At 38.0% G+C, this 19,269-nt stretch carries 16 protein-coding genes; 7 read left to right on the top strand and 9 right to left on the bottom strand.

Annotation, left to right across the window (positions count from 1 at the left end):
* Nucleotides 1–562: 562 nt before the first annotated feature.
* Together C9J40_RS14225 and C9J40_RS14220 are read right to left on the bottom strand one after the other, a co-directional pair.
* The gene (locus C9J40_RS14225; RefSeq protein ID WP_107247277.1) at nt 563–2,677 is read right to left on the bottom strand and encodes a UvrD-helicase domain-containing protein; all 2,115 of its coding nucleotides are present in this window, start codon (nt 2,675–2,677) and stop codon (nt 563–565) included.
* Nucleotides 2,667–5,027, bottom strand: coding sequence for an AAA family ATPase (locus C9J40_RS14220; protein ID WP_107247276.1), 2,361 nt, complete (start codon nt 5,025–5,027; stop codon nt 2,667–2,669). Before C9J40_RS14220 ends, C9J40_RS14225 begins: the two co-directional genes overlap by 11 nt.
* A 447-nt stretch (nt 5,028–5,474) precedes the next feature.
* Here C9J40_RS14220 and C9J40_RS14215 point away from each other — a divergent pair, with 447 nt between their 5' ends.
* A complete protein-coding gene (locus C9J40_RS14215; RefSeq protein ID WP_107206890.1) occupies nt 5,475–6,266 on the top strand; it encodes a nitroreductase family protein in 792 nt (263 codons plus the stop codon).
* A gap of 359 nt (nt 6,267–6,625) precedes the next feature.
* Here C9J40_RS14215 and C9J40_RS14210 read toward each other — a convergent pair whose 3' ends face one another.
* Nucleotides 6,626–7,264 carry a glutathione S-transferase family protein gene (locus C9J40_RS14210; RefSeq protein ID WP_107247275.1) on the bottom strand — a complete coding sequence of 213 codons (639 nt, stop codon included), beginning with the start codon at nt 7,262–7,264 and terminating at the stop codon, nt 6,626–6,628.
* Nucleotides 7,265–7,697: 433 nt separating this feature from the next.
* Nucleotides 7,698–8,153 carry an Ivy family c-type lysozyme inhibitor gene (locus C9J40_RS14205; protein ID WP_107206888.1) on the bottom strand — a complete coding sequence of 152 codons (456 nt, stop codon included), beginning with the start codon at nt 8,151–8,153 and terminating at the stop codon, nt 7,698–7,700.
* A gap of 265 nt (nt 8,154–8,418) precedes the next feature.
* Here C9J40_RS14205 and C9J40_RS14200 point away from each other — a divergent pair, with 265 nt between their 5' ends.
* The 3 genes from C9J40_RS14200 to C9J40_RS14190 all read left to right on the top strand — a co-directional run bounded on the left by C9J40_RS14200 (nt 8,419) and on the right by C9J40_RS14190 (nt 11,369).
* Nucleotides 8,419–8,940 (top strand): hypothetical protein, encoded by a 522-nt coding sequence (locus C9J40_RS14200; protein WP_107206887.1) that lies wholly within the window; start codon nt 8,419–8,421, stop codon nt 8,938–8,940.
* Between the two features lie 162 nt (nt 8,941–9,102).
* Nucleotides 9,103–9,639 (top strand): heme NO-binding domain-containing protein, encoded by a 537-nt coding sequence (locus C9J40_RS14195; protein ID WP_107247274.1) that lies wholly within the window; start codon nt 9,103–9,105, stop codon nt 9,637–9,639.
* A complete protein-coding gene (locus C9J40_RS14190) occupies nt 9,639–11,369 on the top strand; it encodes an ATP-binding protein (RefSeq protein WP_107206885.1) in 1,731 nt (576 codons plus the stop codon). The genes C9J40_RS14195 and C9J40_RS14190 overlap by 1 nt, the downstream gene beginning before the upstream one ends.
* A 111-nt stretch (nt 11,370–11,480) precedes the next feature.
* Here C9J40_RS14190 and mrdA read toward each other — a convergent pair whose 3' ends face one another.
* On the bottom strand, nt 11,481–13,466 hold the full coding sequence (gene mrdA / locus C9J40_RS14185) for a penicillin-binding protein 2 (RefSeq protein WP_107206884.1): 1,986 nt from the start codon (nt 13,464–13,466) through the stop codon (nt 11,481–11,483).
* A gap of 219 nt (nt 13,467–13,685) precedes the next feature.
* Here mrdA and C9J40_RS14180 point away from each other — a divergent pair, with 219 nt between their 5' ends.
* On the top strand, nt 13,686–14,309 hold the full coding sequence (locus C9J40_RS14180) for a PolC-type DNA polymerase III (protein WP_107247273.1): 624 nt from the start codon (nt 13,686–13,688) through the stop codon (nt 14,307–14,309).
* A 78-nt stretch (nt 14,310–14,387) separates the two neighbouring features.
* Nucleotides 14,388–15,446 carry an endonuclease/exonuclease/phosphatase family protein gene (locus C9J40_RS14175; protein WP_107247272.1) on the top strand — a complete coding sequence of 353 codons (1,059 nt, stop codon included), beginning with the start codon at nt 14,388–14,390 and terminating at the stop codon, nt 15,444–15,446.
* Between the two features lie 136 nt (nt 15,447–15,582).
* Here the strand turns inward: C9J40_RS14175 and C9J40_RS14170 are convergent, their stop codons facing one another.
* Together C9J40_RS14170 and C9J40_RS14165 are read right to left on the bottom strand one after the other, a co-directional pair.
* Nucleotides 15,583–17,076 carry a DEAD/DEAH box helicase gene (locus tag C9J40_RS14170; protein ID WP_107247271.1) on the bottom strand — a complete coding sequence of 498 codons (1,494 nt, stop codon included), beginning with the start codon at nt 17,074–17,076 and terminating at the stop codon, nt 15,583–15,585.
* 147 nt (nt 17,077–17,223) lie between these two features.
* Nucleotides 17,224–17,430 carry a DUF2986 domain-containing protein gene (locus C9J40_RS14165; protein WP_039871979.1) on the bottom strand — a complete coding sequence of 69 codons (207 nt, stop codon included), beginning with the start codon at nt 17,428–17,430 and terminating at the stop codon, nt 17,224–17,226.
* 177 nt (nt 17,431–17,607) lie between these two features.
* On the opposite strand from C9J40_RS14165, the gene C9J40_RS14160 reads away from it, so the two are divergent.
* On the top strand, nt 17,608–18,225 hold the full coding sequence (locus tag C9J40_RS14160) for a DJ-1/PfpI family protein (RefSeq protein WP_107247270.1): 618 nt from the start codon (nt 17,608–17,610) through the stop codon (nt 18,223–18,225).
* 4 nt (nt 18,226–18,229) lie between these two features.
* Here C9J40_RS14160 and C9J40_RS14155 read toward each other — a convergent pair whose 3' ends face one another.
* Together C9J40_RS14155 and C9J40_RS14150 are read right to left on the bottom strand one after the other, a co-directional pair.
* On the bottom strand, nt 18,230–18,577 hold the full coding sequence (locus tag C9J40_RS14155) for a DUF1840 domain-containing protein (RefSeq protein ID WP_107206879.1): 348 nt from the start codon (nt 18,575–18,577) through the stop codon (nt 18,230–18,232).
* A 51-nt stretch (nt 18,578–18,628) separates the two neighbouring features.
* Nucleotides 18,629–19,222, bottom strand: a complete 594-nt coding sequence (locus C9J40_RS14150) for a rhomboid family intramembrane serine protease (protein WP_107247269.1) — start codon at nt 19,220–19,222, stop codon at nt 18,629–18,631.
* Nucleotides 19,223–19,269 lie beyond the last annotated feature (47 nt).

The raw sequence follows: 19,269 nt of genomic DNA, 5'->3' as shown, positions 1-19,269 counted from the left end.
TTCACTAATTTATTCCTAGATATTACCTACTATTATCGACAGTTAAACGTCAAACAGATAAGGTAATAAAACTACGCTTCTCACTTCTGTTAGTCATATATTTGATCGACTTTCAATATTTAAGGTTTTAAATCTATTTAGTTTTCACTTCATCAGTTTTTTCTTAATTTTATGTGATTTGATATAACTTATTAGCCTGTTTTAAACGCATTTTGGTGTACAGATCTTGTATCTTATACTTCGAGCTTTTACAAGATTTCACAAAAGGTATTCTAGCATTAGTTAAAAGCTATTCCCTTTCCATCTTTGTGAAAATAAATAGCTGATTTTTACGCTAAATCTTTACTAACCTCTTCATGAGAAATGACGGAGAATTATAAGTACTCCGCCAAGTATTAGGTGACTCAAACGTTAATTAACAATGTTTTTCGTCTAACATCCTACCCACTTAGAAAATGCCATAAGTGGGGATTTTTTAATACTATTTTATTAAAATTTATTAAATTTTATAATCCAAACTAAGCTTTAAGAATTAATCAGAAAGTCATAGAGAATATATATATCAAGTTGGCCAAGGCTTGCTTTCTCCAAAGATAGTGTTGATGCCACTCTCAATGTCCGATATATCATCCAAATACAATACTCTGAGGTTTTTGATTGCACGCGAGCAAGCAACATAAAGCAAATTTTGTGTATTAATATGCTTTTCTTCGTCCTTAGAATCAGAGAACAAATTCTCTTTTCCTTTGGCAACCTTTTGTACAATATTAAAGTAGTTTTTAAATTTATCTGTATTCTGTTTACCAAAACTATGCTCTAGGATGATGGCAACATTCTTGTATTCTTCACCCTTAGTACCATGATAAGTATGGTAGCTAATATCATCATATTCGATACCATCAATAAAGTTAGCCCAGTTTATTAAGGATGTCATTGGCAATGCTAAAACACTATCTACTTTTGTTTGGGCTGTATCTTCATCTTCCAAACCTTCATTCATTAAAGTATTAATGCTGTCTAACAATGTTGATCGAAACACATCAGGAGAAGTAACTTCATTTTGCTCATAATTAATGCGACTAACTAGTAATTTACCTAGTTCTTCTTTACCATCACTATTTTCAAGTCGATTAATAATTAAGTCGATCCAGTTATTTAATGATGCAACATCTTTATTTTCTAATTCACGAATAACCAAGCTTGCTTTGGAAAAAGTCATATTCGTGCTTGATGTTCCAAAAACATCATAGTACGAAACTTCTCCTTTCTGTATATCTTGATATAGCTTAATCAGGTAGTAAATAGTTAAAACCGTTGGGTGAAGCTTCTCTAAATCATGAGATAAAACTTGGGTATTTATGTCATTATAGTAAATAGTTGACTTGTTATACACATCATACACACTCTCAAATCCATTAAAGCTTGCCATGAGTCGGTTCGTTAAGACTAGGCAATGGATCTTAGCATCATCGGCAGCTGTATAGCCTTCTTCCTTACTAGCTTTAGTTAAATCACTTTTATATTCAGCAATAAATTGCTTCGCTGTCCCTAACTTATCCTCTGCATTATTATAATAAAAGCGTACATAACCATCATTTCTGTCATCAAAGATAGGCTTTTGAACTATTTCATCATCACGAATATTATTAACCACATCAATGATTTGCTGATGCGAGCGTCTATTAAATATCTTATTGATATTATCAAGTCCATCATGAAGAACTGTGATATTTCTCCCTACCCCGTCCTCATAGATACTCTGTGCAGTATCACCGAAGTAGCCAACCATCCACTGTTTATTATTTTTAATCGCATAGTCATGAATGGTTTTGACAAACTTAACCACGTTGCTATGTGTATCCTGATACTCATCAATAAAGAAATAAGGATAAGTATCAATAATAATTCGACATAGAATAGGATATGTTTTAACGAGTTTCAGCCCATACTCAAGTAAAGTATCATGACTAAACTTCATACGATGCAATCTGTCTGTATTTACCTTACTATCATAATTAACACGTTTTTCTTTCCCATCATCAATTCTTTTTAAACATTCTTGGAGCCTATCGTTTTTATACAATAGCTTAACGACATATTTAAAATTAACAGCACTACTTAGACATGTTTTTTCAAGAAATTCTGGCTTTTTGATCTTAACATTATTTTTATAAGCCATTTTAAAAGGAGCAGCTTTTAATTTATTTGATTGATAGAAAAAGTCTTTAGTTTGTATAGCAAACTCAATGAATTCTTGCCGTTGTAACTCAGTAAGGGCATTAAAGAATTTTGCTTCTTTCGTATTACTAATTAGCTTTTGTTGGTTTTGATTTATAACCGCCTCAATTTTTTCTTTATGACATTGCAAAAGTTGAGGTTGAGCTCTTTTGATTAATTCCCATAACCTTTCGTGAATAGTTGAAACATTTACTACCTCTGTGTTGCCCAATCGATTCTTTATCTCATTAACCGCCACATTAGTATAAGTGACACAGGCCACTTTTTGTGGACTTTGGGTAGCGGAGATCTTATTGATGATAACGTATTTTAGTGTCTCTATCAGAGCATAGGTTTTACCTGCACCAGCACCAGCATTAAAAATAAAGCTATTAAAGTCATCGATATTTTTATAAATATTTTTCTGAACATCAATTTCCATAATCTCATTATGCGTCATCAGTTACGGCCTCCGCATCATCTAATACATTACTCTCAGCTTCTGTATCAATTACCGCTTCCACTATATTTAATTTTGGCATCTCATTCGCTTGAAGATTTCTAACAAGCCACTTTAACCCATCTTCTAAGTAGTTTGGTAATTTAGGCAAATCATCACTATATTCTGAAGATAATATTTTAAAAATTAATTCATTGGAGAAATCACTTTTGCTGCCCGATAATTTCTTCTGTAATTTATATGAGTTATAAATTAAGTTTTCTCGTAAGTCTTTACGACTGTCGTCATAATTTAGAATTTCATTATAGATATCTTTCTTACATTTTTTTATTACATCATTAATAATATCATTTTTATAATTCGTTAAAATAAGTGCTTCTTCTAGGCTAGTTGCATACTGCCCTTCAATAGGGTCTTTTTGAAAGACAGTATAAACATTACCATCATCAACGAACTTTATATTGTAAAGTCTTTTGGCATCAGAATTTTCTGAAAACTTTTCATTAATATATGTGATCGTTGAGTTAGTTGTTGTACGGCCAACAAGACTAGTAATTTGTTTATAACTTGGTTTAGCAAATACCGTTTTCATATCACACCGGCTACCATAGCTATTAGTTAGCGCGCCATTAGCATACCTTATGCCATACCCACACTGGTTACATTTATCACCTTTCTTGTGGTTTTCATTCTTCTCACATTTTGCACGCTTGATATCTAAATCGGTTACAATCAAACTCGGAATGCTTAGTTTTTGCGCTAATGGTAGATACAATTTTCCATGAGCACCGTTTATATTAAAAATGGAAATATAATAATTACTTAGATTTTGATCCTTTTCCAAATAGTAATTTAGTAAAGTCTCTTCTGTAATTCCCTCAACAAAGATAATAGCGTCAGAGAAGAACAGCTCAGAAACTTTGTACTTTATATGTTTCTTTAAGAAGTTAAGCTTCTCATTGGCATTACTATCATTACTAGAAACCACCGCATCATCTGTCAGATTTACAACTTTAGTGCATTTATTGATTGAAGTTAAATAATTTAGATTATTAAAAGTATTGCTGCTATGAATTTTACTATTAACAATATGGGAAGAGTGAGTTGTTATCGCTATCTGACACTGAAGTGTTTTATCACCTTTTGAAGCAGCATTTGCGATATCTAATGCTTTTATTACCGCATTATCAATACGCTTAATGAAGAACTCTTGCATCTGAGGGTGCATAAACGCTTCAGGTTCTTCAATGAAGAGTAAGTTAATATGACTAAAGTGGCTTTTGTCTTCATAACTATCTACAAAGTGGATGATTTCACCAATAATATTTAGTAGATTTATATAGCCTAATCCAAACTGATCTTCAGGGATATGATCTTCCCCATCCATAAAGTTGTATTTAATTAACCCTTCCATTACCGCATCATAAGTAATATTTCCCGATAGCCTAAGATCAACCTTGTTAGAGCTTTCTACTTTTTCCAAGACCTGAGAAATATTTTTATTTTTAGAACTTACATCTCGAGATATCCGTGTATTTATCGATGTAATACTTTTTTCTAAAGCAAAGCGAGATTTATCATCATGAGAGAACTGAAAGGCAACTATTTTGTTAAAAACACTGCTTAGTACATCCTCTTTAAGATGACGATTAGCTTTGATTTCTTTAATATTAATCAATTTTTTAAGGGAAAATTTCTCTGTTTCATCACCAAAAGAATCGATGAATGCAATTTGATAAAGGTTTCCCCCTGTTTGAATAACACTAGTCTCTTTTGAAAGCAATGCGTAAAACTTCTCAAACCGCTGGTTATTCTCTAGCTCTTTACCTTCTGAATCAATAGTCTTAAAAATCTTACTTACTTCTTCTTTAAATGTAGATTCCTCGCTAAGCACTACCTTAACCATGATGCAAACACTAATAGGCTCACCATCACCTTTTTCACTAATTGAGATAAAAGGTGCAAGATGAGTCATTAAGTCTTCATCATTAAAGTCCACTTTAACCTTCAAGGTGAATTCTAAGTTAGGAGTTTCAAGATCTTTGAATGTTGTCGAAGGATCCTCTTCAAAAGCTTCTTTATACTTGTTGAACAACTCATTTAAATAGGAAAGGTTAAAATCTGATGCTGTTGGTTGTTCATTATTACATAGCATCTTTAAGGCATTAACGATGGTAGTTTTACCTGCATTATTCTTACCAATGATTAAAGTTGTTGAAGGAGCAATCACTGACCTTGTTTGATCATTTTCTATACTCTTGTCGATTACTTCAGGCTTAACAAAGCATATAGTGTTACCTGTAGACCGAAATTTTCGGTAATTTTTTATGGTCAGACTTTCTAAATACACAACTTTTAATTCCTATGATGGTTTGCTATACAAACCAAAAGCCATAACAATGTAAATCTTTATAAATAGTGATATACGCCGTTTATTTTTAATTGCTAATCTAATTTATAAACAACCTAATATTCCTTAGTAGGATAACAAGTGGTTAACTAATTAAAGAATTAACATAAAATTATGAAAGCCTAATAATCTAGCTAGCACATAAAAAGCATTCTTTAAAAGAATTATAAAAACAATCACTTAACACTAATCCCCTCCATAAGAACATAGATACATAACAATTTCCATTTAAAACATGTAAGGAAATATAGACATACTTTTTTGTGCTTTATATTAATAGAAATAAAGAATACAAAGTTTTTGATACTCATTGTCCCCTTGCTTCACAACCCAATAACAGGTAGAAATACGCTCAACAATTTTCATATTACATAGGTTGTTTAAAACATGAACGATACACTTGAACAAGAACGCTCTGCGTCTCATTCACCAGCATCTTCACCATTAACAACATCATCTAAAGCCGAGCAATATGCCGAGTTGGTGCATAGCCGTCGTTCGGTACGTAAATATGATGCAGACAGTGCTTTTGATCATGAAGCGGTAACCCGTGCACTTAACCTCGCCACCTTGTCCCCTAACAGTTCAAACATGCAATTGTGGCAATTTCATCGTGTCATCAGTGACGATAAACGCGAGCAACTGGCAAAGCTGTGTATGGGGCAAAATGCGGCAAAAACAGCACGCGAGTTAATTGTTATCACCACGACGCCTTATATGTGGAAACAACGGGCGAAAATGAATGCGGCACAAATTCGTGATGCCTTTAATGGTCGTGAAGATGCAACATCTAAGCGTGCTGTTAAATACTATGAAAAGCTGATCCCATTTTTATACCGTAATGATAGCTTTGGCATTATGAGCACTATTCGTAAGGTAATTGTGGCGTATTTAGGGCGTAAAAAGCCGATGGTACGTGAAGTGAGTAAAGCGGATTTGCGTGTGTGTTTACATAAAAGCACATCTCTTGCGGCGATGACCTTTATGACCGCAATGCGCGCGGAAGGTTACGATACCTGCCCAATGGAAGGTTTTGATTCTAAGCGCGTTAAACAACTGCTTGGTTTAAACCCTAAAGCTGAAATCACAATGGTGATTGGTTGTGGCACTCGTGCTGAAGACGGCATTTATGGCGACCGCCATCGGGTAGACAACAGCGAAGTGATTATTAAGCACTGATCCCCTTGCATAACAATATGGCGGAACGAATGAGTCTTCCGCCAGTTCTCCCACCTTTTGCTCTCTCATCACAAGGTAATTTGTTACTTACCACAATAAATACCACCTACCGGCATGGGTATACATATTGGTGATCCCTTATGTGGGGTTAAGCTACAAGCCGACAGAAATAAACAAGGTATTAGTAGTAATAGTTTCATGGTTAATGCGCGCTTTTTGTAATTGAATGGTGTTTTATCTAAAACTACTTCATTTAAAAAGCACTTGAATATAGCGCATAAACATCTTGTTACAGTTACGCGCTAATTCAATCTGCAAGTCAGCCTAGGTACAGAAAACAAAGTCACAACAGGCGTTTGTTATTTAAACGGCGTGAGATCGATACCTTCTATTTCACACACGGCTTTAATGGTTGGGTTATCACAAAGGTTCGTTAAGTACTTTGCAAGATATGGAAATGTCAGTGGTGATTGTTTTATTGGTAACGACCACTCTGCCAACATAAACAAGAAGTAATCACAGGCGGTTAGGCTGTCACCAAGCAAATATGTATTGTGTTTAAGTTGGTTATTAATAATAGAGAGTGCATCGGCAATTCTATCATCTTGCGCGGCCACAACATTCGGGATCGTCGCGGCATCATTGGTATGGCGGTGTGGGTAATACCGTACCATTAATTCAGCTTGTAAGGTGTTATTTAGAAACGCTAACCATTGATAAAACATCGGGCGTAAAGGGCTGCCAATTGCAGGCATTAATCCAGACTGTGGATGGAGTTCGCAAAGATGAATACATATAGCAGAGCTTTCAAAGATCGCTTGCTCCCCTATCACCAATGTTGGTATGCGCCCTGCTGGATTGAGTTTCAGGTAGTCGGCAGACTTCTGAACGTTGGACTTTTTATCCACCAGCAATAGTTGGTAATCCGCTTTTACATGATGAAGTAAAAAATGCGGCGCTAAACTCGCGTTATTGGGGTAATAGTAAAGCTTGAACAATCTTGGCTCCTTGCCTGTAAAACAGATCAATCATTCGTTTTAAAAAACACACACCTATCTTACTAAATAAAGCATGAAGTTAATGAAACGATCGTTTTATAACCCGTTGTAACTCGTGAGATAAATCGCATTTCTGCGTAGCTGTCACAAACATAGCAACTTTATTGCATCTCATTAGGGCATTTATCGATGAAAAGCAGATTGGATAATGTCTTGTTTACACATTCATTCACACGAAGATCATACCCATGGCCTGTTGAGTGAGTATAAGGTTCGATATTTGAGTTTAGAATGTTGCCAACAAAAGCGATGTTGTGCTTACTCTTCTCTTCATTGATGACGCATCGTGCTGAAAAATTCAGGCATAAAAAAACGTGCTGTCACTAGCACGGCACGTTTTATCATTCTTACTTCAAACGTTAGCTCAATGTATTTATTTCCAGTTCGGATTTTGTAGCAACGCTTGTTGTAGTAGCCCTTTCATGTTGTCATCAGGATTACCAATAAATTGGTAACTCGCGTATTCACTTGGCTTGGTAATAGCACCATTGGTATCTTTAACGTGTACTACCATGGAATATGCTTTGTTGTCTTTACCCGTTAGGGTGATCATAAAGTTACCGGCACAATCATGCGGCTTACAATAAGAAACGGCTTTGTAAGTTTCATCGCCATCTACAATATTATCTAGCGGTGCTGTCACTTTATTTTCTGATACCCATTTAGGGATTTTTTGCGTTTCTGGCGCGACAGATTGGGTTTGCTCTACAACGGTTTCAGTTGTGGCGACAGTTTGCGTTTGATCGTTTGGCGATTGCTCTTTAGGTGCTTGGTCATTACAACCTGCAAGTAACAAAACAATGGATGTGGCTAATAATAGCTTTTTCATTTTATTCAGTCCTAAATTTGAGTACCGCTCAAATCATTTTACGCCTGCGGCACTCATACTTTTACAAGATAACGCTTATTAGGCTCAAACCCTATCCAATATAAGAGCAAAAAGTATCTATAATTTGGCAAACATTATTAAACAAGCAAAATACTGACGTTACACTTACATATGTGTGTATTTTTCACTCAATTACTTGAATTAACATACCTTCTTTACCGTAATTAAGTTAAGGTATCAGCAATTAAATAAAAGAAGCGACGATATGCAGGTTATTACAGAACAACTAATTACTTTAAAAAACGCTTGGATGGCAAGCCATATTACTGATGCTGAGTTTCCAACACCGCTAAGTGTAAAGGGATTAGAACTGTATCAACTATCTCAAACTGATTTAACTACGCATTGCATCGATACTTCGTTACCGACACCCGAACCCTCTTTATCTTTCTACCCGGTTGATTGCCACCCTCTTACTATTCGCTATTCTTTAGTTCGTGCCTCTCAATGGGAAAATGAACAAGAAAAAGAAGCGGTTATTGAGTATTTAACTCAAATTATGTTTGAGCCTAATGCAGAAGCGACGCTTTATGTTGGCTTTTTCAAAGGAAAACCGGCCGCTTGTGGCATGATTTATACTCATGCAGAAGATGGTGAGCAATATAGCCTGGTGTCTGACGTGTATGCATTGCCATTACCGAACCAGCAGCAATTAATTACAGATATGGAAGATTACCTTATCCATTCTGCGCAGCAATTCTCGCAAGCTGTCATTATCCAAAAATAAAAATGATTACGAAGCTAATAATCAGCTTCGTAATTTAGCCCTTTCTTCAACAACTAACCTGTTGTTTTTGACGAACCTTCAATCTCTGCCATACTAAATTACAGACTTTAATTCCTTTATTACGTGTTTAAAGTCTGTATCTAGAATACATCGGAGAAGAGTATGAAAGGGATCATTTTTACTGAATTTCTCGATATTGTTGAACGTACTTTCGATCTAGAAGTGTGCCAGTCAATGCTAGATATGGCTGACGACCCAGGTGTTTATACCTCTGTCGGTAGCTATGAGCACCAACGGTTAGTCAAGCTGATTATTTGTTTACATAAGGTTACCGGCGTTTCCGCTGAAAGCCTTCAACAAACCTTCGGTCGCGCTGTTTTCCCTCGCTTACTCACTTTATTACCAAATCATGACTTTACCGATTCCAACACCTTCGATTTTATTCGCAGTGTGGAGTCATACATACATCAAGAAGTCAAAAAGCTTTACCCGGATACAACTCCCCCTCGCTTTGAATTCTCTAATGAAACAGAAACCACCCTGACAATGGATTATTATTCAGCGCGATGCATGGGTTATGTCTGTTTGGGGTTATTAGAAGGATGTGCCGATTATTTTAAGCAACATCTTGCTATCGAACTGGTACCAACAACAAGCAAAAACAGTGTCCGCTTTCATTTGTCATTGAGTGATAATTAATGATCGATCCTGAAAAACATATTGCTTTATTAAAACAAAAACTCCAACGCGAACATGCATCAAGATTAGCCGCTGAAAAGTTATTAGAAGCGAAAAGTCATGAGCTTTATAATGCAAATCAAATGCTTAATGATTCGTACGAAAAATTACAAATGCAGGCGAAGTTTGATTCTGAGCTTTTAACTTATCAGAACAAAATGGAAAACTTGTTACTTCTTTATGCCCGATTATTCTTAAAGCACAGTGCGACGAGGGAAAGTATTCAACAATTGTTAGACAGCCTCGTTGATGGTAATTACATATCAGGTTGTCATATCACCATTTACCCTGCCGATAATATTAATATATCAGGGAGCTACTCCAGCGGCCGTTTACAGCAATGGACACCTCCAGCTGAGCTAGAATCGACCCATTCATTATGGGATAAAGGCGGCCATACTCTTTGGATAAATATTGTTAATAACAGAGGGCAAATAGGTATATTAGCCGTCAGAATCATATGTACCGATGACCGATTGCCAGCGATTCAAAAACATATGGCGCTGTTTGGTGAGTTATTTCGATCCGCTATTGGTAGGCAAATAACGTTTAATCAAGCTATTGATGCTAAAAAACGGGCAGAAGATTCAGAGCGTTCAACCCGTGATTTTCTCGCTATGATCAACCATGAATTACGGACACCACTTAATGGGCTTCTTGGTGCTGCGGAATTACTGCAAGATACACCGCTTAATAACGACCAACAGAAATTGTTAACCACATTGAATCATTCAGGTGAATTGCTACGGGCGATCATTAATGACTTACTCGATTACAGCAAAATAAATGCAGGTATGTTGGAGCTGATTGAAAAACCCTTTGATTGCCATTTATTAGCAGTAAAATTGGAAGATATTTTTACCCATCGTTCCCACGAAAAAAGATTAGATTTTAACATTTATTACTCCCATGACTTACCAAGATTTTTCATTGGTGATGAAGATAGGATTAAGCAAATATTTGTTAATTTGATCTCTAATGCGATTAAATTCACCCCTGCAGGTTTTGTGCACGCTAAGTTCTGGTGGCAAAACAAACAGCTACAATTTACGGTAAAAGACAGCGGTTGTGGTATTGATCACTCAAACCAACACAAGTTATTCAAACCTTTTAGCCAAGTGGATAATACCAGCAAACGAAGCCATGAAGGCACAGGGCTAGGTTTAGTGATCTGCAAACAGCTATGTGAACAAATGGGTGGCTCTATCCGCGTTGAAAGCTCGCTCGGGCGTGGTGCATGTTTTAATGTTTCCTTACCCTTACCCACAAGTGATCATACTCATTTTAATGCCAAAGTGAGACAACCGCATAAAACGCCAATTAAGCATTTAAAAGTGTTAGTGGTTGAAGATTTAAAGACCAATCAAATGATCATTAAGCTGATGCTAAACAAAATCCAAATTGAACCAACCATTGTCGATAACGGACAAAAAGCATTAGATATATTAAATGCGGAATCATTTGATGTGGTGTTTATGGATTGCAGAATGCCGATTATGGATGGCTACACCGCAACTAGAGAATTACGAAAGCAAGACTATTCCAAACCCATTATTGCCTTAACCGCCGGTACAACGAGCGCTGAACGTGAAGCGTGTATTCAAGCGGGTATGAATGACATTTTATGTAAACCTTATTTGGCTTCCGAGCTTCATGATATTTTAACCATTTGGGGCAGTGTGATTGAATAATCCTCTCTCTATTACGGTTTAAATTACGGTTTAAAAAATCACATCGCTAAAAAGTAAAAAAGGCCACTGACGTGACCTTTTCGTATTTTAATCAATGTGCGTTTATCGTCACTAGCTGGCCTTTATCTCAGCCGTTTTCGACACATCTACAGGCGTTTCAGCCTTCGTTTTATCACTCTTCGCCTGCTTCTGCACGGCAGGATCTAGGGTCGGTTTAACTAACACGTAATCCATGATTTTGCGAGCAAGTGGTGCGGCGTTACGTCCCCATCCACCGTGTTCTAAAATAACGGATACCAGTACTTTCGGATCATGTAACGGTGCATAGCCAGTAAACAATGCATGGTCACGTAAATGCTCCGCAACTTCATTCGCATCGTAATTTTGAGTATCAGACATGGTATAGACCTGACTGGTACCTGTTTTACCAGCGGCTTCATACGCTAAGTTTTTAAACTCTTTACGTGCCGTCCCTTTCGTCGTCACTAAGTGCATGCCTTCTTGTGCAATTTTCCAATCTTTTAATGGCACAGGCTCGACTTTTGGAAAGTCTTTAAATTTAACAATATCTTCTTTCTTGCCATCAAGAATCGCATATAGCAAGTGAGGGCGATGAACGACACCAGAATTTGCCACAACCGAGGTTGCTTTGGCTATTTGCATCGGTGTTGCTGTCCAGTAACCCTGACCTATACCAATAGGGATGGTGTCACCTTGGTACCAAGGTTGTTTGGTATGTGCGAGCTTCCATTGGCGAGTCGGCATATTACCGGATGTTTCTTCTTTAATATCAATACCGGTGAGTTCGCCGTAACCAAATTTGTTCATCCATGTCGATAATCGGTCAATGCCCATGTCATAAGCCACTTGGTAGAAGAAAGTATCTACTGATTGTTCAATCGCTTTATATACATCAACGTTACCGTGTCCCCAACGAACATCATCACGGAATTTACGACTTTTGGAATTAGGAATTCGCCACCAGCCCGGGTTATTACGTACTGTGTTGGGTGTGATAACCCCTGTCGCTAATGCCGCAACCGCAATTTGTGGTTTAACCGTTGAACCCGGTGGATATACCCCTAATGTGGTTCGGTTTACCAACGGGTGCGCAGGACTATTCAATAATTTGCTGTACTCTTTGGACGTAATACCATGCACAAACAAGTTAGGATCATAACTAGGACTTGATACCATCGCTAGTACGCCGTCGTCCTGCGGGTTTAATACCACAATCGCACCACGACGAGTTTTCGTCACCATTTTACCTGTTTTGGGATCTTTGACTTCTTCCGTTAATAGCTTGTTGGCGAACAACTGCAAATTAAGATCGATCGTCAACTTAATATCTTTACCCGAAATAGGCGGAACATATTCTAAGGTACGAATAATACGACCACGGTTATTCACTTCGACTTTTTCATAACCAGATTGACCATGAAGTAAATCTTCATAGTAGCGTTCAACACCGAGCTTTCCGATCGTACGCGTGGCCTTATAGTTATTATAAATACCCTGTTCTTTTAATGACTTAATATCACGATCGTTGATTTTAGCCACATAGCCTAACGTATGTGTTAATGCTGAGCCATAAGGGTAATAGCGCTCTAAATGTGCATCAACATCAACACCTGGGTAATGAAATTCATTAACGGAAAACTCTGCAACTTGCTTTTCCGTCATCTGATCAATTAATGTCACCGGCATAAACGGACGGGTGTGTTTCTTATCCTTCATAAAAGAGTCTATTTCATCATCCGTTACACCCAGTAAGGTTTTTAAACTGTCGAGTGTTTCAGTGAGGTGTGCGACTTTTTCTGGAATAATTTCTAAAGAATAGACCGGTATATTCTCTGCGAGAATAACGCCATTTCGATCGTAAATACGGCCTCGATTCGGTGCCACTGGGATAATTTTAATGCGGTTATCATTCGAACGAGCAGTATATTCGCTGTAATCTTGCACTTCTAAGTGGTACAAATTACCGATTAACACAAACGATAAAATGATAATCCCAATAAACCCTGCAAGCGCTCGACGCTTAAATAGCGACACTTCAGCTTGGTGATCACGAAATTGACTTCTTTCTTTCTTCATAGATGCTTATGAGATCTCAATGGCCATATGTGCCGTCGTTAACAAAGAATTGTACTTATACCCAATCCGTATAATGCGTGATCTCTCGCTAGAATGTAATAACTGGTTGCCTGTTTGACGATAATTTAACCTCAGTTATCGCGATATAATGTGTTTGAGGAGTTTACAAGCCCTCTACGACCATTAAAATGACCACCTTCTCTCTCTATAGGTTTTACCATGACCCTTTCTCGCTCCGCTGACAGCGTGGTTGTTCTCGATTTCGAAACGACTGGTTTATCTCCCAATCAAGGCGATCGCGCTATCGAAATTGGTGCTGTTAAATTAGTTAATGGCGAAGTTGTTGATCAATTCCAACAGCTCATGAATCCTGGTTTTCGTGTCAGTAGCTTTATTGAAGGTTACACGGGGATCAGCAATAACATGTTACGCACTGCACCACCATGTAATGAGGTAATGGATGCCTTTGCTGATTTCATTGGTGATGCCAACCTTGTGGCACATAATGCCTCTTTTGATCAGCGTTTTTTAGACGCAGAGCTGGCGGATATTGGCCGGCACTATACAGGTGCATTTGCCTGTTCAATGCTGATTGCACGACGTTTATATCAAGATGCACCGAATCATAAATTAGGCACGTTAGTGGATTACAAACACATTGAGCACAATGGTGTATTTCACCGCGCGTTAGCCGATTCTGAAATGACAGCTCGTTTATGGTTAGTCATGCTTGAAGATATTAAGCGACAATATCATCTTCACTCTGTCTCTTTTGAATTAATGATAAAACTAGCAAAAACACCAAAAGCCAAAATCGATACCTTATTTCACCGTTACGCTTAACAATAAGTCGTATATTCAACGTAACAAGTATGCTAAAACAGCTATACAGTTTTTCATAACTTCACTGAGAGTTCGATTTTGCAACAGTCAGATGCTGAACATTTCCCCCAAGTGCCTATCGCTCAGTCGGAGATCAAAATCGCAAGTTTTAATTTGTTGAATTATCTTGCTCCCCCTAATGCTTATTATGATTTTGAAAATATTTATAGCTATGAACAATGGCATAAAAAACAGCATTGGCTAACTTCGATTTTAGAAGCCCAACAACCGGATATTATTGGTTTTCAAGAAGTGTTTAGCGCAGAGGATTTGCAAGCATTATTACGCGATATTGGCTATCCCTATTTTGCAGTCGTTGATGAACCTAAGGTAGAAGGTGATTTTATTTATCGTAGCCCCGTTGTCGCCATTGCTTCTAAATTTCCCATCACTGAAGTTATCGCTGTTGAAGCCGATAAGGAAGCGGCACAATTACTGGGCTGGACTGAGTTTTCATTTAGTCGCAAGCCACTGCGGGCGACGGTTGATATGCCTCATATTGGCGCAACAGACTGCTATGTCACTCATTTAAAATCCAAGCGTTCTCTATTTGATGATCCACTTCCTGAGACAATTGCGAAATCAGGCAGTGCGCTTTCTTCTTTTCTTGGTCAACGTTTAGGGAATTGGGGTTCATCGATGCTACGGGGCACTGAAGCGGCATTACTGCAACTTGCAATGGTGAAGCGACGTGAGCAAACCAGTCATCCGATGGTGCTGTGTGGCGATTATAACGATGTTATTTCGAGTAGTTGTTTAGAAGAGTTAACGGCAAGTCGTGTTTATGGGATGTCAGAAAGTGACACTGAGCGCTTAATTAACTTCTATTGCCTTTACGATGGTTGGCAGCTTTATACTCAAGTCAATCCACAAGATGAAGAAACAACTCGCCCTTCTACCCATTACTTTAATGGCAAAGGATCGGTATTAGACTACATTCTGTTATCACAGGAGTTCAATGCGAGTTATTTAGGCTCATTATTTGAAGTTAGCCATTATCACACTGAAGATAAGCATTTGGTCAATTCAAGCTTTGATATTGACGGCTACAGTACTGATCACGCTATCCCTATTGTGACCTTATCACTGCGCTCCTAGTACAAAGCTAACTTTCGGTTCGCTGATAACGGCTTATAACCACGGTTTGCTAAAATAAGCAGATAAAAAAACGACTGATATACCGTTTTTGTAAAAGGTATTTATCAGTCGTTTTTATTTAACGTGTTAAACGTTATTACGCTGTCGCTTTTGGTGCACGACTACGCTGTGGAGAGCGACGACGACCATCTGATTTCGGCTTTTCATCGTTGAAACGACGACGAGGCTTATCACCATTTGATTGTGGTTTCGCATCTGTATTGCGTGGCTTACGTGCAGGTCTTGCACCTTGCTCTGAACGCTTCTCGTTGTTTGTAGCATCAGTAGACTGACCCTGTGGACGACGAGAGGTAGGTTTACGCTTTGTGCCACCGTTATTATTGTTTGCGCTACGCTTTTCACCTGTCGCTGCACCTTCACGCGCCACAAACGTTTTCTGCTTTTTAGGCTTCTTCGGTTTAATTGGGCGTGTATCTAGCTTAGCTTGTGGTAATGCGTTAGTTGGCTGAAAACCTTCAATAATTTCACGATCAAACACTTGCTGTGTTAAACGCTCAATTGCAGCAAGATCTTTTGCTTCTTCTGCCGACACTAATGAAATCGCTTCACCAACACAACCAGCACGACCAGTACGACCAATACGGTGTACATAGTCTTCTGCTACGTGTGGTAAATCAAAGTTCACAACTTGTGGTAGTTGTTCAATATCTAGGCCACGAGCTGCAATATCTGTCGCAACGAGTACGCGAATATTACCAGACTTAAAGTTAGCAAGTGCCTTAGTACGCGCGCCTTGGCTCTTATTACCATGGATAGCGGCCGCAGAAATTCCACGACTTTCTAAGTGGGTAGCAAGTTTATTCGCACCGTGCTTGGTTTTAGTGAAAACAAGCACTTGTTTCCAATTACGCTCATTAAGTAGCTTAGTTAATAAGTTAGGTTTTTTCTTTTGATCAACAGGGCAAATCCACTGCTTCACAGTACGTGCTGTTTGGTTACGTGGGTTAACATCAATCTCTACTGGATTATTCACTAAGCCTTTTGCAAGCTCACGAATTTCATCAGAAAAGGTTGCTGAAAATAGTAAATTTTGACGCTCTTTGGGTAGTAACGCTAAAATTTTACGGATATCACGGATAAAGCCCATATCTAACATACGGTCAGCTTCATCAAGAACCAAAATTTCAACATCACGGAATTTCACAGCATTCTGGCTATGAAGATCCATTAAACGCCCTGGTGTTGCCACCAATACGTCAGCACCTTTACGCATACGCAGCATTTGTGGGTTTACTTTAACGCCACCAAAAACAACAGCAGAGCTTAAACGTAAGTTTTTACCGTAAGTCGCTACACTCTCCCCTACTTGAGCGGCTAACTCACGTGTTGGGGTTAATACAAGTGCGCGTACGTGATTTGAACGAGCAGGTCGACCATTCGCTAAACGTTCTAGCAAAGGTAAGGTAAAGCCTGCTGTTTTGCCTGTACCAGTTTGGGCCGCCGCCATTACATCTTTACCCGAAAGGATAGCTGGGATCGCTTGCTCTTGGATCGGTGATGGTTTTTCGTAGCCTTGCTTTGCAACAGCTTCAAGAATTGGGGCAGATAGGCCTAAAGAGGCAAAACTCATAGCATCTCTCTTTTATATAAAACGCCAATTTGGCGATAGTAGTGGCTAATTTAAGCCAGCTATTGAACAAACGTGCTGTTCAATGAGAATAAAACAGGGAAGGTAATGCTTACCTTCCCTGTTGAAAATTTACTGATAAATACGTAGTTATGAAACCGTTGTTTCTGTACTCATAGTTTCAGTTTCTGATGGTGAAATGGTTTCTTCGGCAGACACTTGTTGTGCTGCTTCAGCGTCTAACTTGGCACGTTCCGCTTTAGAGATGTAGCGAGGCTTATTACTTTTATGTAACTTAGCATTCGCCTTTTTCATTCTCTTTTTAAGCGTTTCGTTAATTTTCTTTTTTCTATTCATAATCGCGCCAGCTGATATTTTCATCATTTTTAAACAAGGCGCTGATTGTAATGGTTCAGCGCTGAATAACAAGCTTTATCCATCAACAGGCCTCGAAAACCATCTCAATATCGGACAAATGGTTTCAAAATCTTAGCTATGCTAATCGTTAAAAGGCATATAAAAGGTTTTATAACAATGAAAAAGCCACAAACAGTCACGCTATTTTTGTTTGATAATTTTCAACTGCTTGATGCTTTTGGACCGTTACAAATGTTCGGCTTGTTACCGGACCTTTATCACGCTCAAACAATCTCTGTTGATGGAAAAACAATCTTAAGCCAACAACATATATCGATTACACCGCAACTCAGTTTTAATGATACGTTCGGCTCTGATATTTTGCTCATTCCCGGTGGCAGTGGGATTAAATCGGTAATTAACAATCCAACGGTGTTGTTTTGGTTGAAACGCATTGCGCCTAAACAAAAATTAATCTGCTCTGTTTGCACAGGCTCAGCATTATTAGCAAATGCGGGATTACTCAACTATTGCCAAGCAACAACAAATAAAAAGCAATTTCATTGGGTTAAAAAGCTAGGACATCATGTAGATTGGCAATCGTCAGCCCGATGGGTGCGAGACAGCAATATCTTTACTGCCTCAGGCTGTTCGTCAGGTTTAGACATGGCATTAGCGGTTATTGCCTACCAATTTGGTGACAATGTTGCACGAAAAGTCGCTATTGAAGCAGAATATTTGTGGCAAAACGATCCTGACGATGATCCTTTTGCTCCGCTACATATTGTTAAATAGTTTCCTATTCCCACATAACATAACTTTTTTCATTTACTGCTGATTCTAATAAGGTAATCAACGGCATAGCACGTACTGATAAAGAAATTTCTGGCTCAAATTCAGCGTCATCTAAATCGGCATCAAGCGGGTTTGGCTCTATTGCGGGATCAGCAGTAATGCCACTCTGCTTATTCTCTTGTTTAGCTTTATTAATACCATCTTTTAGGTTTGTTAGCGCTTGTGCGATATCTTCTTCTCGAATAGCACCAGGGACTGTTTCGCAAAACCCCATCATATGAATCAATTGCTGTGCGATATCACCAAACATTGTAATATCGTTACTTCCTTTACTATGAAATGTAATTAACATAATTCACCTATCCTTTTCTTATTCATATAGCTATTAGACCATTATATTCTGTTAGGGTTTCTGATCGTAATGGCAATTTAATTTTCCATGGTCTTTTTTGCCAAGAAAGTAACCAATAACGCCACCAGCGATAGCACCAAATAAATGGCTTTCAAAGCTCACCAAATAATTAAATGGGAAGACACCCCAAATCATCGAGCTAAAATAAACCAGCACTAAAAATGTAATAATTAATGACATGATACTTCTTAAGACTAAACCATAGATAAGCAAGTAGCCCCAAATGCCATAAATGATCCCACTTAATCCGACATGGTAACTGATACGTCCAAACAACCAGACACTGATACTGCCAAATAACCAGCACAACAAAATGACATTAATTAACCGAGCAACACCATTAATCCCCACCCCAAGAGCCAATAGTGTAAAAGAAGTAAGATTAAAAATTAAATGAGACCAACTGCCGTGGATAAAAGGATAAAACGCAATGTTGCTAAGATGGCTAACGTGGCGAGGTAATAAACCGTAGCTATTTAATGCGCCATTAAAACTATGATTGATAATAAAAGCAACAAACGAAATCCCCCAAAAGAATAGAATGACAAAAAAGACATCTCGCCACTTCTTTTTAAAGTCAGACATAAAAATACACCACGGATTATAAAACATTCATGTAACGTAACATTATC

It is taken from the genome of Photobacterium sp. GB-72, assembly GCF_003026095.1.
GTDB lineage: Bacteria > Pseudomonadota > Gammaproteobacteria > Enterobacterales > Vibrionaceae > Photobacterium.
Note: the sequence above shows the minus strand (reverse complement) of the source record. Positions and strands in the feature narration are given on the sequence as shown.